This is a genomic window from Oscillatoria sp. HE19RPO (genome assembly GCF_024220515.1).
Lineage (GTDB): Bacteria > Cyanobacteriota > Cyanobacteriia > Cyanobacteriales > Laspinemataceae > Laspinema.
The window spans coordinates 1-15002 of record NZ_JAMXOT010000032.1 but is presented as its reverse complement, the minus strand read 5'-3'; the positions used below and the strand labels follow the sequence as shown (position 1 = coordinate 15002).

At 49.4% G+C, this 15002-nt stretch carries 15 protein-coding genes; 9 read left to right on the top strand and 6 right to left on the bottom strand.

All coding sequences use genetic code 11. The features are described from left to right. Window positions 1-7: 7 nt before the first annotated feature. The 5 genes from NG833_RS03565 to purE all read right to left on the bottom strand — a co-directional run bounded on the left by NG833_RS03565 (window position 8) and on the right by purE (window position 5364). Window positions 8-1213, bottom strand: coding sequence for a 4-hydroxy-3-methylbut-2-enyl diphosphate reductase (locus NG833_RS03565; protein ID WP_254563957.1), 1206 nt, complete (start codon window positions 1211-1213; stop codon window positions 8-10). Between the two features lie 110 nt (window positions 1214-1323). Further along, window positions 1324-1515 carry a hypothetical protein gene (locus tag NG833_RS03560; protein WP_254563956.1) on the bottom strand — a complete coding sequence of 64 codons (192 nt, stop codon included), beginning with the start codon at window positions 1513-1515 and terminating at the stop codon, window positions 1324-1326. Between the two features lie 291 nt (window positions 1516-1806). Further along, a complete protein-coding gene (locus NG833_RS03555) occupies window positions 1807-2637 on the bottom strand; it encodes an SGNH/GDSL hydrolase family protein (RefSeq protein WP_254563955.1) in 831 nt (276 codons plus the stop codon). Between the two features lie 251 nt (window positions 2638-2888). After that, on the bottom strand, window positions 2889-4418 hold the full coding sequence (locus tag NG833_RS03550; protein ID WP_375293875.1) for an ammonium transporter: 1530 nt from the start codon (window positions 4416-4418) through the stop codon (window positions 2889-2891). Between the two features lie 424 nt (window positions 4419-4842). After that, the gene (gene purE / locus NG833_RS03545; RefSeq protein WP_254563953.1) at window positions 4843-5364 is read right to left on the bottom strand and encodes a 5-(carboxyamino)imidazole ribonucleotide mutase; all 522 of its coding nucleotides are present in this window, start codon (window positions 5362-5364) and stop codon (window positions 4843-4845) included. A gap of 323 nt (window positions 5365-5687) precedes the next feature. Between purE and nagA the strand changes: the two genes are divergently transcribed. From nagA to NG833_RS03500, 9 genes are all read left to right on the top strand, one after another. Then, a complete protein-coding gene (nagA, locus tag NG833_RS03540; protein ID WP_254563952.1) occupies window positions 5688-6929 on the top strand; it encodes an N-acetylglucosamine-6-phosphate deacetylase in 1242 nt (413 codons plus the stop codon). A 52-nt stretch (window positions 6930-6981) separates the two neighbouring features. Beyond that, window positions 6982-7356 carry a methylglyoxal synthase gene (mgsA, locus tag NG833_RS03535; RefSeq protein ID WP_254563951.1) on the top strand — a complete coding sequence of 125 codons (375 nt, stop codon included), beginning with the start codon at window positions 6982-6984 and terminating at the stop codon, window positions 7354-7356. A 319-nt stretch (window positions 7357-7675) separates the two neighbouring features. Further along, on the top strand, window positions 7676-8362 hold the full coding sequence (gene bchM / locus NG833_RS03530) for a magnesium protoporphyrin IX methyltransferase (protein ID WP_254563950.1): 687 nt from the start codon (window positions 7676-7678) through the stop codon (window positions 8360-8362). 90 nt (window positions 8363-8452) lie between these two features. Continuing rightward, on the top strand, window positions 8453-8881 hold the full coding sequence (locus NG833_RS03525) for a hypothetical protein (RefSeq protein WP_254563949.1): 429 nt from the start codon (window positions 8453-8455) through the stop codon (window positions 8879-8881). 115 nt (window positions 8882-8996) lie between these two features. Then, window positions 8997-9425 carry a hypothetical protein gene (locus tag NG833_RS03520; protein WP_254563948.1) on the top strand — a complete coding sequence of 143 codons (429 nt, stop codon included), beginning with the start codon at window positions 8997-8999 and terminating at the stop codon, window positions 9423-9425. Window positions 9426-9473: 48 nt separating this feature from the next. Continuing rightward, a complete protein-coding gene (locus NG833_RS03515; protein ID WP_254563947.1) occupies window positions 9474-9848 on the top strand; it encodes a DUF423 domain-containing protein in 375 nt (124 codons plus the stop codon). A 284-nt stretch (window positions 9849-10132) separates the two neighbouring features. Next, window positions 10133-12931 carry a TIGR02921 family PEP-CTERM protein gene (locus tag NG833_RS03510; RefSeq protein ID WP_254563946.1) on the top strand — a complete coding sequence of 933 codons (2799 nt, stop codon included), beginning with the start codon at window positions 10133-10135 and terminating at the stop codon, window positions 12929-12931. Window positions 12932-13270: 339 nt separating this feature from the next. Then, the gene (locus NG833_RS03505) at window positions 13271-13516 is read left to right on the top strand and encodes a hypothetical protein (RefSeq protein ID WP_254563945.1); all 246 of its coding nucleotides are present in this window, start codon (window positions 13271-13273) and stop codon (window positions 13514-13516) included. Window positions 13517-13607: 91 nt separating this feature from the next. Then, window positions 13608-13844, top strand: a complete 237-nt coding sequence (locus NG833_RS03500; RefSeq protein ID WP_254563944.1) for a hypothetical protein — start codon at window positions 13608-13610, stop codon at window positions 13842-13844. A gap of 403 nt (window positions 13845-14247) precedes the next feature. Here NG833_RS03500 and ric read toward each other — a convergent pair whose 3' ends face one another. Beyond that, a complete protein-coding gene (gene ric, locus NG833_RS03495; RefSeq protein WP_256555810.1) occupies window positions 14248-14850 on the bottom strand; it encodes an iron-sulfur cluster repair di-iron protein in 603 nt (200 codons plus the stop codon). Between the last annotated feature and the right edge of the window lie 152 nt (window positions 14851-15002).

Genomic DNA, 15002 nt, shown 5'->3' with positions numbered 1-15002 from the left:
GCAAGTCTTAAACCACTGCCACCGCTTTACTGGCAAAAATCTTCTCGATCGCCTCTTCTACCACCTTATCGGGCGTTGAAGCACCGGACGTCACCCCAATCACCAGGGGTCCTGGCGGTAGCCAATTTTCGGCGATTTCTAACTCTTGGTAGAGGGGTTTATGTTCGATACGATTTCCCGGAAGAATCCGACTCGCACTATCAATATGATAAGACGGAATTCCTCGGTCGATCGCAATTTGTTGTAACTGCGTCGTATTCGAGGAATTATACCCCCCAATCACCACGATCGCATCTACTTCATCCTCGACCAAATCCAACATTGCATCTTGGCGTTCTTGAGTCGCATCGCAGATCGTATTAAAAGCCAAAAAATGCTGATTTAACGCTGCCGGACCATATTTTTTCATCATCGTCCGTTCAAACAACTTGCCCATTTGTTCCGTCTCACTTTTGAGCATCGTCGTTTGATTGGCAATGCCAACTTGCGCTAAATCTCGGTCCGGGTCAAATCCGGGCGAAACGGCTTTACTGAATTTAGCCATGAATTCAGCTTTATCCCCACCGTTGAGAATATAATTGGCAACATATTCGGCTTCGGCCATATTCAGGACAATTAAATAAGTTCCGGCAAAAGAACTGGTTGCCAGGGTTTCTTCATGCTTGTATTTGCCATGAATAATCGAAGTGTAATTGCCTTTTTTGTGTTTTTCTACACTATTCCAAACTTTAGAAACCCAAGGACAGGTCGTATCCACAATGGTGCAGCCTTTGTCATTCAGCAACTGCATTTCTTGAACTGTGGCACCAAAGGCCGGTAAAATCACCACATCCCCGGCTTGGACCACTTCAAAATCTTTTTTCCCTTCGTCAACGGGGATGAATTCAACATTCATCTCTTGGATATGTTGATTCACGCTGGGATTGTGGATAATTTCATTGGTAATCCAGATGCGTTCCGTGGGAAAATGCTGACGAGTTTCATAGGCGATCGCCACGGCGCGTTCGACCCCCCAGCAAAATCCAAACGCTTGCGCGAGACGGATGGTAACCTCGCCGCGAGTCAAGGTGTAATTATTATCTCGGATTTGCTGAATCAGGGGACTTTGATAAACCGAGTTCATCACGCCGGTGACTTCTTCTTGGTGACCAAATCCCTTGCGATGGTAGTTATCAGATTTTTGCAGTGCGCGTTTGAAAGCTTTTGTGTCCATGCCGTGAAATCCTAGCTTCTTTTCTCTTGATTGTAGAAGACTTAGGTTACAGAGGGATGGGGGAGCGGTCATTTGTCATTTGTCATTGGTCATTTGTCATTGGTCATTTGTCATTGGTTGATGGGGAGGATGGGGAGGATGGGGAGGATGGGGAGGATGGGGAGGATATTCGGTGTCACGATTGAAGTTGTTTCTTCTTGTTTGTAGTAACGACTTGCTGTCGTTGCTCTCCTGTTATGGCGGATGCCATAACAGGAGCAATCTCCGGGTCTACTGCTTGCCTCTTTGGGGACTGGATGCATGGCCTGACATGGGCGTTACTTGGCTTCAGCCAAATCACGCGGAAACGACTGAAGTCGTTACTACGAACTAAAGAGAACGACTGAAGTCGGGACGTTGAACGGGAGCATCTCAATTTGGCCTCAAAGGGGAATTTACAAGTCTTGCTCCCCCTGACCTCGTAGGGAAGGGGGCACCGGCGGTTAGGTCTATGAGCCTTCTTGAGATGCTCCCCTACGAACTTCCCCATCCTCCCCATCTCCCCCATCCCCCCATCTTCCCCATCCTCCCCATCTCCCCCATCCTCCCTATGCTCAAATCGGATCAAATACCATCAACGCCGTGCGCCAGACTAAGTAACCTTGCTCGTTGAGATGTAACCCGTCCGTGGTTAATTCAAGGCGGAGATTGCCTTGGGAGTCGGCGAAGAGGGGGTAGAGGTCCAGGAACTCGACCCCTTCCTCCGAGGCGATCGCCGCGAGTTCGCGATTGATATCGCGGATCTGCTCGTTGGGGATATTTAGGAGGCGATCGCGGCCCTCCCAAGTCGCACCGGACCCACTGTGGGGCAAAATGGATTGGACGACAATCCGGGCGTTGGGATGAACCCAGATGAGGTCCCGAACGATCGCCCGTTGATTTTCGATCACCTCGGACGGGGAAATGCCGCGAATTAGGTCATTAATCCCAATCATCACAAAAATCACCTCGGGGTTGGTGTTGTCAAATAACGGTAACCGTTTCCACAACCCCGAAGAGACTTCTCCAGAGATGCCTTGATTGAGCCAAGTGCGTTGGGGAGGTAACAGTTCCGGGGGGAACCACAGACTAATGGAATCTCCAGCGAGAACCCCGAGGCGTTCCGGGGGATTCGCGGCGATCGCCTCTGCCTCCCGCTGTAACTGAGCCAACCATTGCTCATAATTCCACTGATGGCGTGGACCTAACTGAGGCTCCGTGACAGGGGTTTCTGAACCCGAAGCATTCTCGATCGCACTCGAACCATTCCCCTGTAATTCCGACAAATTTTGCAGATCGGAGGACGAACTTTCAGCGCGGACAATCAGTAAAATGACCGTAAGCATCAAGATCCCATTCGTCGCCAGGGATAAGAATGCCCAAGGGGGTATCTTCGACCAGGACATGACCGCGAATTTAGACAGAACCGGGTTTGAACGCAAATTTAAACGCAATACCGTCGATCGCTACGCAACAATAAATTCCCGACCTACTCTGCACCTTCAAAAAGACTTTGCCCGGAAGCTAATGGCTACTCGTCACACCTGCGGGCAAAAAAAAATGCGGTCAGGAGATACTTCCAGTGTATTAAAAATCCTCCTAAGACCGCAAATATAGCGAATGATTAAAATTTGAGGGTGCAGACTGCACCGATAGGCTAGGGACTTCCCCCGGCCATCCCGCGATTATCCTTGAGGAATCCACTGTAAGCTTCCATACCATGTTCGGCAATATCCAAGCCTTTCAACTCTTCGTCTTCGGTGACTCGGATACCCAGGAAAGATTTGAGAGCGAGCCAGAAAATAGTGCTCAGCAGAACAGTCATCCCGCCAACGGAGGCTATGCCGAGGAATTGGACCCCCAATTGAGCCAGACCCCCGGTATAGAATAAACCGCTTTCTACATTAAACAGACCCACGGCTAAGGTTCCCCAAACGCCATTGACGAGGTGAACGGAAGTCGCCCCTACAGGGTCATCAATTTGGATACTATCAAAGAAGGTCACGGCGAACACGACCAAAACGCCCCCGACAGCCCCGATAATGGCGGACCCAAATACGCTGACCCCATCACAACCGGCAGTAATCGCCACCAGTCCGGCCAGGATGCCGTTGATAATCATGGAAAGGTCAGGTTTGCCGAGGTACATCCAAGCCACAATGGTCGCAGCGATCCCGCCTGTAGCAGCAGCAATATTCGTAGTGACAGCAATATGGGCGATGGTATGGTTAGCCGCCATTGTCGAACCGGGATTAAACCCAAACCAGCCGATCCACAGGATCAAACATCCCAAGGTCGCGATACTCATGTTATGTCCCGGTAAAGCCGTGGGACGTCCATCTTGATATTTACCGAGACGTGGTCCTAAGAAAGCAGCCCCCATCAGGGCAGCCCAGCCTCCCACAGAGTGCACCACGGTGGAGCCGGCAAAATCCAGAAAGCCTAAACTGGAGAGCCAGCCCCCACCCCAGACCCAATGTCCAGTCAGGGGATAGGCAATTCCCACCAGTAAAAGACTGAAGATTAAGAAATCAACAAACTTAATCCGTTCAGCAACAGCACCGGAAACAATGGTGGCGGCAGTACCGGCAAAGGCAACTTGGAATAAAAACTTGGCAGCGAGGGGGACTCCGGTCCAACTGAGAGAACCGAAGACTCCCACATAAGCATCCTCGATCGCGGGACTGTTGTCCGGTCCGGCGAGGAAAAAGCCGCTAAAGCCGATGAATGGGTTGCCATCCCCGAACATAAAGCCAAATCCGATCGCCCAGAATGCCACGGTGGCTAAGGCGAAGACGATCAGGTTTTTGGAGAGGATGTTGACGGCATTTTTTTGACGGCAAAAGCCGGTTTCCAACATCCCGAACCCCGCGTTCATAAAGATGACCAAGATGGAGGCAATCACCACCCACATGGTATCCAGCGCGATGCGGAGTTCTTCCGTGTCCGTTAAGGTGTCCGGTAGGTCCCCTGGAGGGGCTTGGGCCACCGCAGAATAGGCCGATAGCAGCAAAATGATGCTGGCTAAAGGAATGCAGGCTTTCCAGGAAGGGGAGAGTCTCCCAATCGCGGAGAACAATTTTTGAAACATCGAGTTCTCCGAGCGTTGGGGGGCATTCCGAAGGGAAGACCGCCGCCTACGAGATCTGGGTTTTGATTTCTGGCTGAAGTTTAGTTTAGAGGTCATTGTCGGACTTTGCGGTGAATGGGTCAAGCACGTTGAATTGCAAAGAGCAAGTGGGGTGCTTTAGAAGTGGAAAGCTACGGAGATCGCCTCCGTCTGAGTTGTCGTAGGTTGTCCCCGATTTGCACGTTCCAGACTTCGGAGCTGGTGATTTTCTCAAATGACTTAGGCCAGGGAACCTCGGATGAGCGCCGAAACCTGACGCAACCGCCCCTGTTTTCGGAAAAAGCCGACGGATCTCCATGCTCCGAGTCACAATGATTGCACCAATTCTGGGAAATTCATTCTGTATCAGAGTTTACATTTATTGAGGCGCTTGTTTCGTTTGCGGGAGAGAAAAATCTCCGACATTTTCCCCAACAGGCGGCTTTTGATGGCTCAAACCGTTTCATTGGCAAGGGTCGGCATCCCTAGGCCCCCCTAAAAATTAGGGCATCTGAGTTAAGTATTCTTGATAACCCAGTTGATCTAAACGTGCCTGTTTTTCCATCACCGAGTCTTTGAGGCTTTGGCGGTACTGTTGCACGAGATCCAGCAATTCCGGCTGATGGGTAGCTAAAATTTGCACCGCTAACAATCCAGCATTTTTGGCATTCCCGATCGCCACGGTGGCCACGGGAATTCCTCCAGGCATTTGTACAATAGAGTAAAGAGAGTCCACCCCGCTCAGGTGCCGACTCGATACGGGAACCCCAATTACGGGTAAAGGAGTCAGTGCTGCCACCATTCCCGGGAGATGGGCGGCCCCTCCTGCACCGGCAATAATCACTTTCAGTCCGCGATGATGCGCTTGCGACGCATACTGCACCATCCGTTCCGGGGTACGATGGGCGGAGACGATCGCCACTTCTACCGGAACCTGAAATTCCTCACAGACGGCGATCGCCTCTTTCATCGTCGGCAGATCCGAATCGCTGCCCATAATAATGCCGATTTGGGGTTGACTCATTGTAGGTTTTGAGATTTTAGATTGGAGATTTTAAATTTTATAGGGAAAATGTTAAATTTGAAGGTTCAAATTTTAGAGTTTACCGTTAAAAATTAGAGTAGGGTAAGAAATTTCAGATGCAGCGCCTTCTCTCAGGGCTACCCCTCGGAAATCGAGCCTCAACTGGCGGGGTTCACTTAACCCGAATTCACCCCTTGCCCAAAACTGGGGATCGGAAAAAAAGCCTCATCCCAACCCTAAAAATTAACCCCCAAAATCCCTCCGTTAAACGCTCCTAATCTCTTTGATATTCCCACTCACCTTTTTGTTTGATAACCACCTCAATGACTCCAGTATCACGCCTCCGTACTCTTCTGCCCATCTCGGGTTGCACCAACTTGGATATTATCAATGCTCAACTTCCCGGTTATGAGGACCTGCACTGGCTGCGAATTGATCAACAGGGTGCGATCGCGGTGATTCAACCCATGAAAACCGAGAAACCCCCCATTCCCTGTGTGGAAAATTTACAGGACATGGCCTTACTCGATGTAGAAGGAGACTGGGTTTCCTTGGGCGGGGTCGATCTCCAAATTAATGGGGCTTTAGGACTGGCCTTTCCCGATCTAGAATTGGCTGATTTTGACAAACTCCAGGAGATTTGTCAATTTCTCTGGCAGGAAGGCGTGGATGTTTTTCTCCCCACCCTCGTCACAACTTCGGTGGAAAATATTCAGCGATCGCTCGCTACCCTCTCCTCATTTATCAACAACCCCGAATATTCCGGTCCCGACAATCAACGCACGGCAAAAATTGGCGGGGTCCACTTAGAAGGACCCTTCCTCAATCCCGATAAACGCGGCGCCCATCCTGGGGAATATCTCCTCCCCCTCACCCTACCCAATGTCAAGCGGGTTTTAGGAGACTATGCCCAACTGGTCAAAATTATCACCCTGGCACCGGAATTAGACCCCAGTGGTGAAACTCTAGACTACCTGCACTCCCTGGGAATTACCATCAGTTTGGGTCACTCCCTCGCCACCGCAGAACAAGCTACCGCCGCCTTTAATCGCGGTGCCAGTATGGTGACTCATGGGTTTAATGCCATGCCCCCGATTCATCACCGGCAACCGGGCTTATTAGGGGCGGCGATCGTCCATCCGGAGGTCAAATGTGGGTTAATTGCCGATGGTGAGCACGTTTCTCCGATTACCATTGAGTTGCTACTGCGCGCCAGCCACTATTACAAAGGCATCTTTCTTGTCAGTGATGCCCTCTCTCCCTTGGGACTCCCCGATGGGAAATATCCCTGGGATACTCGTCAAATTGAAGTGATTAACGGGACCGCCCGCCTCGAAGATGGTACCCTTGCCGGAACCACCTTGCCCCTGCTTACCGGGGTGCAGAATTTAGTCAAATGGGGACTCTGTGAAGTGGGAGATGCGATCGCCTTGGCAACGAAATCCCCGCGATGGGCGATCGGCTTACCCCAATTAAACATTGGTCAACCGGCTTCTTTACTCCGCTGGCATCTCGATGAATCAGAAAATCTGTTAACCTGGGAGCGACTGGGACCCCTGGACTAGCGGCACAGACCCTCTCCGGGGCAACTTCAAAGCGCAAACTGGTTTTAATCTCATGTCCTCAATCATTGCCTTAATCGCCCACGATCAAAAAAAAGATGAAATGGTCGCCTTTGCTCAAAAGCATTCGGCCATTTTGTCCCAATATCATCTGATTGCCACGGGAACCACCGGGGCCCGAATTAATCAAGCTACGGGACTCGAAGTCCAACGAATGCAATCGGGACCAATGGGGGGAGATTCTCAAATTGCCGCCCAAGTCGTCGAAGGGACGGTTAAAGCGGTGATTTTCCTAATTGATCCCCTGTTTGCTCAACCCCATGAACCGGATATTCAGGCACTCTTGCGAATTTGCAACCTCCAGCAAACCCCCCTGGCAACGAATCTCGCCACGGCAGAAGCAATCATGCCCAGTTTGACCCCCGCTTGACCCCCTGAACCGGCAACGGGAAAAGACTGGGGACTGGCGACCTGTTCTGGATTAAAGCATCTCAGGACTTACGCAATCGTTAATATAGCGGTTCGCTGGACTCATAAGGTACAGATATTCTTTGGAGTGCGTTAGCACAGGCTACGCAAACGCACTCCAAAGAAGGGACCTCATAACTCTGGGCAATGCTATATTTAACTCCTAAATGTAGAGGCGATTCGCGAATCGCCTCTACATTTAGGGGAGATTTTCAAAATCTGCGTCAGTCCTGAATGTGGTAAGTTAAGAGGCTGGACACAACACAGCAACAGGCATCGCAATGAACGCAGTAGATGATAAAACCGTAGTCAGGGAGTATTTTAATGCCACCGGGTTCGATCGCTGGCGCAGAATTTATGGCACCGAAGAGGTCAATAAAGTTCAGTTAGATATCCGCAAGGGACATCAGCAAACGGTCGATCGCGTCTTGGCGTGGCTACAAGCAGACGGCAATTTGCAGGGGTTATCTATCTGTGATGCCGGTTGCGGTGTCGGCAGTCTGAGTATTCCCCTCGGACAAGCTGGTGCAATGGTCTATGGCAGCGATATTTCTGAAAAAATGGTGGCTGAAGCCTACGAACGGGCGAAGACCCTGTTCGGTCCCACCCATACGATTTCTTTTGCAGCCCAGGATTTAGAATCGTTAAGTGGGTGCTATCATACGGTGATTTGTCTGGATGTGCTGATTCATTATCCCCAGGATAAGGCGGCAGAGATGATCGGCCATCTGTGTTCGTTGGCACAGGAACGGGTGATTCTGAGTTTCGCCCCGAAAACTGTTGCCCTGAGTGCTTTGAAGAAGGTTGGGGAATTATTCCCGGGTCCGAGTAAAACCACTCGGGCTTATCAACATCGAGAAGCGGATATTATCGAGATTCTGGCTAAAAATGGCTTTGCGATCGCTCGCCAAGAAATGACCAGCACTCGATTTTATTATTCTCGCCTCCTGGAAGCAATTCGGCGCTAACTGAGGAAAAATCCATCCCAGCCCCCCGATGACAAGGGTCAAGAAAGTAGGCTAGAATTTCGGGAAATTTTACAAATTCCGGTGGAGTTTATGAAACCGATTAAAACGGTGGCGGCGGTTTTGTTACTGGCTTTTGGATTTTTCTGTCTGATGGTGGCTGTCTCGGGGTTAGGGGAAACTGATCCCGATCGGCAAACCGAGGGCAGAGATCTCGCCCTCGCCGGATTGGGGTTTGGGGTTCCGGCCCTGGGTTTGGGCGGCTGGTTAGCCTGGGGTCTCTATCGCGAGGGCAAAAATAAAAAGCTGGCTTTGGATAAGGAGGAAAGCGATCGCCTCCAGGGGATCTTTTTCCAAATGATCCGGGAACGCAATGGTCAAATTACGGCCCTGCACTTCGCGATGGAAACTCAGCTATCTGCTCCTCAAGCCAAGCAATATTTAGAAGAACAAGCCAAAGAGTTTAATGCAGATTTTGAGGTGAGCGATCGCGGAGATGTGATCTATCGATTTAAAGTCTAAATCAACTCTATCAATCTCGGAGGATTTCCGGGTTTAAAGTAGCAAAGAATGAAGGAGGGGGGCAAAGCAGCGTTTATCAAAACTACCAACCTATAAAACTGATTAGATTGAACTTATGAAACCGTTGAAAAAATCAGCATCAGCACTGTTTATGCTTTTGGGACTCTCCGTTTTAGGAGTGGCTATGGAGAAGTTAAACAATCCAGATACCCCCGCCCAAGATAGAGAGGAACTGAAAGCCTGCATTCTTTTATTGGGCGTCCCTTTTACCCTCCAAGGCGGGGCAATGGCTTGGGGATTGTATCGGGATAACAAGGAGGGTTATCATTTGCACGTTAAACAGGAACGCGATCGCATTCAGTCGATTTTTTATCAGGTAATCCAGGCCCATGATGGCAAAATTACGGTGATGCGATTAGCACTGGAAGCGGGATTATCTGTGAAAAAAGCCCGAAAATTTTTAGATGAAAAAGCCGTAGAATTTGACGCGGATTTTGAAGTCAGCGATCGCGGCGAAATATATTATTCATTTAATTTTGGATAACTCCCTATCCAGTTTGGCAACCAGACTCGCACTTCAGGAGTGATATCGATGGCGCAACTTTTTATGGTAACAGCCTCAATTTTGGCGGGACTCTCCGTCGCTGCCGGGGCTTTTGCCTCTCACGCCTTGAAACCCCAACTCAGTGAGAGGGCAATGGAAATTTTCGAGACGGGCGCAAGGTATCAAATGTATCACGCTTTGGCGCTGTTGTTCGTAGGATGGACGGTAAGCCAAACTGAAATCCCCTCGATTTGGCTGCGAGTGGCTGGTTTTGCCTTCATCGCCGGAGTCTTGCTCTTTTCCGGTAGCTTATATACCCTCAGTTTATCCGGGATCAAGGGGTTCGGTGCGATTACCCCCATTGGTGGCGCAGCTTTTTTACTCGGTTGGGGCTGTTTAGCGGTGGCAACCTGGAAGATGTAGCGGAAGTGCTTGCACCCCTTGCAAAAACCGGCGGAGGATACCCACCTCTGCCGGTTTTGATTTTTCTACAGGTAAGGAATTTAAACCGCTGCGGATTGTGCCTTGACGTTTTCAAGTTTCGTGGATTCAATAGGGAAAGAGAGATGGGTCCGTTGCTGATGATCATCCCAGGGACTGTTCCATTCCCTGGGGTTGAGGTATTGGGTCCCCAAGCTCAACGGTAGCGATGCGATCGCCCAAAACGTCGATCCCTCCTCCTGTCCCCCTTACTTCCGGAGTTCTATATGAAAGTCTGGCTGCACCGTTTGTTTTCTGTCATTTTCTGGCTATGGAATCTCACATTTTTATGCATTGTTTACCTGGGTATCTTACCTTGGTTAGCCATTCCCTTGATTCAGGCAACCGTTGAAGGAATCATTCCCCTTGAGTTTACCCTGGCAGTCACCGGGGCGATCGCCATTCCCACCATTTGTACGGGAATTGGGATGAAGTTACGCAAACATCCCTTACAACTGATTCGCCTGTTTTATGGCGTTGAAGCGCCCTTATTTACCCTCTGCCTGGTGCGGTTATTCATGCTACGAGAAATGACCGCCGCCAGTAACCTGATAGTGGGAACTGCACTCCTGGCAATAGCTGCATTTGCCCTCGAATTATTCTATGGCTATGCTAAGGGCGATCGCAAGTTAGCTTCACTACAACTCGCCACCCACAGTTTAATGTTAATAATGGGCCTCTATCTAGGCGCATTGTTACTCTTCTATGTTGTTCCCTTCACCGTCTTTTTTGCCACCTACCTGATCAGTTTCGATTGGGTAGAGTTATTGATTGACATATTCCGATATGACGCCTGGAATGCTATCTGGTGGATACCCTTCTCCTTTTTCTTATGGGGATTCAGTGCCACTTTATTCATCGCCATGCCCTCGGCTCTCGCCACCTTTCATATCTATTCCGGCTACAAAATCATCCAACAATTTACCGCCCAATACGGACGCAAATGGGCTTTATTTGGATCGGGCGTCGTCGTCACAGCCTGGATGGTGCTATTTTTATCGTTTCAACAACAACCCCAAATTCAAGCCTTTAAACGCTTAGAAAATCCCCCCTCAACGGATCGAGAACGTCAAGAATTGTTAGCGAAATCCGACTCAATTCGCCAAGGACTGCTCAACGCTTATTTACTCTCCTATCGCTATCTCAGTACCCATGAAGATAATAATCATATCCGGTTCATGTACCAGGACCTCCTGGGAATAGACGAAGCTACCGGCCAAGTCTTGCAAAATTGGTATAATGGTTTAATGTCACCCTTTTTGTACCAAGGGTCGCGATCGGATATCGAAAAAGCCGCCACCCTTTACCAGGATTTTTTTGATACGCCGATCCAAAAGGGAGAAGCCAAAACTATTTTACACGCAGTGCAATCCACCTTTAATCAAGAAGAAGCCAAAGCTGGATTACTGAATATTAACGAACAACGAGTTCTGCTGACGCAACAGGAGATTACTGTCACGGAACGGGGAGATTGGGCGGATGTAGAATTGTATGAGGTGTATGAAAACCAAACCCCTCAAAATGAGGAAGTTTTCTATTATTTTTCCTTGCCGGAAAGTGCGGTATTAACCGGAGTTTGGTTGAATGAAACCGCCGATCGCAGCGATCGCTATGTCTTCCAAATTTCCCCCCGAGGCGCAGCCCAACAGGTGTATAATGACCAAGTGCGCCGCAATATTGACCCGGCGCTGTTGGAACAAGTCGGACCCCGACAATATCGCCTCCGCGTGTTCCCCGTCCCCGCCCGCCTCACTTCCTGGGACAATCCTAATAACGAAGAACAGCCAAAACAGCATCTCTGGTTAACCTATAAAGTCATGCAAAGCCCCCAGGGTTGGGCGATGCCACAACTAGCAGAAAAACGTAACGTCTTTTGGAACCGCCAAACCCAGCGCCAGTATAACGGAGAAACGGTAAAACGCCTCGGTGATGCTTGGATGCCGGAATTTCTCCCGGCAACCGATACCCCCTCGGGAAACGCACATCAAGTAACGTTACCGGGAGATTACCAGATTTCGGCACAACCGCTAACGGAAACCGATTATATCTTACCCCAAGGGAAACGGATTGCTGTGATTGTCGATCGCTCTTATAGTATGCGATCGCACGCCAAAGAAGTTACAGAAACCGTAAATTGGCTAAAACAAAACGGATTTGCTGATAACCGTTTTGATAACAACGATGCAGATATCTATTTAACCGCCTCACCCGGTGCGATTCCCCTGCGTTTGGACAATCTCGGTGAGTTGAATCCCGCCCAAATCACCTATTATGGGAGTCTCAACTATCGGGGAATGTTGCAGCAGTTCCAGGAATTGCAGGGGGATACGACTTATGATGCAGTCGCCTTGATTAGCGATCGCGGCAGTTATGAATTAGCCAAAGATAGCCCTGATTTGCTCACCCTTTCCAGTCCTTTATGGATGGTCCATTTAGGGGGATTACCCCGGGCGTATGACGACGGGACTTTACAGGCGATTCAAAGCAGTGGCGGGGGCGTTTCTACGGACCTAGAAGCGGTATTACATCGCATCGCCACCACCGCCAAATTAGGCCCATCTACAGTGAGTGTGGTGGATGGATATCGCTGGGTTGTAGAGAAACCAGCGAAAGCGGATCTCGCCACCTTACCGGAAAAACTAGCCACAGCAACAGTTCCCGACAAAGCGGGATTAGAACCGTTAGGGGCAAGGCAACTGATTCTCGCCTTATCTAAACAGATGGATGCAGCCAGTATAGCGGATTTAGATGCCATTCATGCCCTTGCCAAACACTATGAAATTGTCTCCCCTTATTCTTCGGCGATCGTGCTGGTTAACGAGGAACAAAAGCAGCAGTTAAAAGAGGCGGAATCTCGCAGCGATCGCTTTGAACGAGAAATCGAAGATGGCACAGAAGACTTGCAGCAACCGGAGGATATGATGAGTGTGCCGGTCCCCGAACCCCATCAATGGTTAGGGATGATTAGTGCAGTGGGACTGTTGATTTTTGCCAAGCGCAAATGGGGTAAAAAATCGGTGAGATAATTGCCTCGTCCCCACAAATCTAGTCTGTAATCTCATAGAAGTTAGCCCGCCTGTGCGGGCTACAATGTATCTATTATAAACCATCGCCTACTTTATATCCCTCGGTTCCAATGGGGGACCCAAGGTAGGAAAAATGACCTGAAGTGTGAACAGCATCAGCGTTAACAGGCGCAGATGTGGGATCCACTATGTCAAGATTTATGAACTTATTGAGAAAAATTAAACCAATCTAGCCATAATTCTGTAAAAATAGATACAGAAAAGATTTTTGCTCTACTCAGCTAAGTTGAGCTAGAGCAGTGTGTACGAGTGTTAATCAATTCCAACGGGAGAAAGCTCATGTCCTTATCAACGGTCCCTGTGAATACAACCGTCCCAACCCGAGTCAACGAGATCACGACGGGTTGGAACCCGGCTTGTCATATTACTTACAACCGGGATAGCTGGGTAAAATTACTCAACCCGCCCAGTGAATACGCTGCGGATGAAGCGAAGTTGCTGTGTCAAGAGTCTGATACAACCTGGATTGCTTGGGTTCCTGGCTATGGAGAAGTGACATTAGAGGAAACAGATTTCTATTGTTAGGTGCGCTTCTAAACTCTAGAGAGCAAAGGTAGAATATCCCGCTTAATCTTCGTCGAAGGTAGCTATTGTTGAGTCTAGTTGAGTAAGTCAAATGAACGCCGAGTCTACTATTGATTGGGACGAAATCTTTGAATATCTACCGGGAACAATGGTGGAGTTCAAAGCAACGCCAGGGGTCTTACATAAAATTGATTCTTATGAAGCCACGATGGTTCCGCCTATCTGGTTACTCAATGATCCGCGTCCCCGCTATCCCCATGAGTTGCGGATTGTCTCCCGTCGTGAAACTCAAGTGTGTGATTTGCAGACAGCATTGGTTGCTGTTTGAGCCCATTTGGGATTGCCTTCCACAAACTGTTAATAAATTTCCGGGGGAGTTGGACTTGCTTCTTCTCGAAGCATCACAACCTCCAAATTGCTAATATAGCAGTTTCTCAATCTATGCGTTATATTCTGAAGCCTCTCTCCCTCTTTGGGGGAGAGATTTGGAGTGAGGGCTATATCACTAGCCCTGTCAAGGGGGTAAATTGCATGATGAAAAATCGTTGTTTCTTGTAGGGGCGTATTGCATACGCCCTCGTGATCCGTCAATTGAATCCTGACCCATCATGGTTTCTTGTAGGGGCGCTTCGAGAAGCGCCCTAGGGCGTATTGCATACGCCCTAGGGCGTATGCAATACGCCCCTACAAATCAATACAGCTTTACAGGGCTAGGGCTATACTACTCACAATCAACCCGCTTTTTGCTGCTCCAATGCCATCCCCCGGGGAAACAGCACATTGTTCTCCTTGTGGATGTGTTGGTGCATATCCTGCTCAAAGGTCAGCAGGGCATCCAGTAAGGCGCGATAGGTATTACAAGCCCATTCTGGCGGTGTGAACTCATCGGTCAGTTGCCGCAGTTGTGCCAAAACCACTCCCGCTTCATCATGTTCAAATTCCATCTGGCGAACCGGATTGGCGATCGTCCCACAGTGGAACGAAGGCACGGTATCACTGGTTTCCAATTGGCGAATCATGGGAAACAAGATTTGTTCTTCCTTCATCAGGTGAGTCGCTAATTCTGCGGACAGGGCCAGAAAAATATCTTTCACTTGATGCAGGCGGGGTTCTTTGTCACCATGTACCCTCGCTACCTTCGTCACCATTTGGTCAAGACGGGGCAGTTCAGCATGGAGGTAAGCATGATGAATCCGCTCGATGTGATCGGCTAATTCGCTTAAAGACAGGGCTGCCGGATTCACTTCTGGAGCCGTTTCTGTGGTTGTATAGTCGGCCAACTGGTTGAGAAACGCTTGGGGGTCAATCCCCTGTAAATGGCACGCTTCGGCCAGGGTCTTTTTACCCTAGCCCTGTCAAGGTGGTAAATTTAATGACGAAAAATCGTTATTTCTCGTAGGGGCGTATTGCATACGCCCTCTTTATCGGTCAATGGAATCCCGCCTCATCCTTGTTTCTTGTAGGGGCGTATTGCATACATGATACG

Coding starts and splice junctions, on each gene's coding strand:
- NG833_RS03565 (WP_254563957.1), bottom strand. CDS start 1,213: ATGGACACAAAAGCTTTCAAACGCGCACTGCAAAAATCTGATAACTAC.
- NG833_RS03560 (WP_254563956.1), bottom strand. CDS start 1,515: ATGCATCCAGTCCCCAAAGAGGCAAGCAGTAGACCCGGAGATTGCTCC.
- NG833_RS03555 (WP_254563955.1), bottom strand. CDS start 2,637: ATGTCCTGGTCGAAGATACCCCCTTGGGCATTCTTATCCCTGGCGACG.
- NG833_RS03550 (WP_375293875.1), bottom strand. CDS start 4,418: ATGACCTCTAAACTAAACTTCAGCCAGAAATCAAAACCCAGATCTCGT.
- purE (WP_254563953.1), bottom strand. CDS start 5,364: ATGAGTCAACCCCAAATCGGCATTATTATGGGCAGCGATTCGGATCTG.
- nagA (WP_254563952.1), top strand. CDS start 5,688: ATGACTCCAGTATCACGCCTCCGTACTCTTCTGCCCATCTCGGGTTGC.
- mgsA (WP_254563951.1), top strand. CDS start 6,982: ATGTCCTCAATCATTGCCTTAATCGCCCACGATCAAAAAAAAGATGAA.
- bchM (WP_254563950.1), top strand. CDS start 7,676: ATGAACGCAGTAGATGATAAAACCGTAGTCAGGGAGTATTTTAATGCC.
- NG833_RS03525 (WP_254563949.1), top strand. CDS start 8,453: ATGAAACCGATTAAAACGGTGGCGGCGGTTTTGTTACTGGCTTTTGGA.
- NG833_RS03520 (WP_254563948.1), top strand. CDS start 8,997: ATGAAACCGTTGAAAAAATCAGCATCAGCACTGTTTATGCTTTTGGGA.
- NG833_RS03515 (WP_254563947.1), top strand. CDS start 9,474: ATGGCGCAACTTTTTATGGTAACAGCCTCAATTTTGGCGGGACTCTCC.
- NG833_RS03510 (WP_254563946.1), top strand. CDS start 10,133: ATGAAAGTCTGGCTGCACCGTTTGTTTTCTGTCATTTTCTGGCTATGG.
- NG833_RS03505 (WP_254563945.1), top strand. CDS start 13,271: ATGTCCTTATCAACGGTCCCTGTGAATACAACCGTCCCAACCCGAGTC.
- NG833_RS03500 (WP_254563944.1), top strand. CDS start 13,608: ATGAACGCCGAGTCTACTATTGATTGGGACGAAATCTTTGAATATCTA.